This is a genomic window from Marinobacter sp., from assembly GCF_041984545.1.
Taxonomy (GTDB): Bacteria; Pseudomonadota; Gammaproteobacteria; order Pseudomonadales; family Oleiphilaceae; genus Marinobacter.
Window position 1 is genome coordinate 1 of record NZ_JBHIXV010000108.1, and the last position, 552, is coordinate 552.

The following is a 552-nucleotide window of genomic DNA, read 5'->3' on the forward strand; positions in this document are numbered from 1 at the left end:
GTGGAGCGTTGATTTTACCGAAGATGCGCTCATCGTGAACGGCAAAAAAATTACCGTCTATGCCGAGAAAGAGGCCCGGCATATTCCGTGGAAAGCGGTGGGTGCAGAACTGATTGTCGAGTGTACCGGCTTCTACACATCAACCGAGAAGGCGCAGGCGCACCTCGATGCCGGGGCGAAAAAAGTCCTGATCTCCGCTCCTGCCGGTGACATGAAAACCATCGTCTATAATGTCAACGACGATACCCTGACCGCCGATGACACCATCATTTCCGTCGCCTCCTGTACCACCAACTGCCTGGCACCGATGGCCAAAGTGCTCAACGACGCCTTCGGCATTAAGCTCGGCACCATGACCACTATTCATGCCTACACCGGCACGCAGTCGCTGGTTGACGGCCCGCGGGGGAAAGATTTACGCGCCTCGCGCGCGGCGGCAGAAAATATCATCCCGCACACCACCGGGGCGGCGAAAGCCATCGGGCTGGTTATTCCTGCGCTCAGCGGCAAGCTGAAGGGTCACGCCCAGCGCGTGCCGACCAAAACCGGCTC

1 protein-coding gene is annotated in these 552 nt (G+C 58.5%); it reads left to right on the forward strand.

What is annotated here, in order from left to right; all coding sequences use genetic code 11:
* Positions 1–552 (forward strand): type I glyceraldehyde-3-phosphate dehydrogenase (locus ACFC20_RS17770; protein WP_375194139.1); only part of this gene is annotated, 552 nt, incomplete at both ends.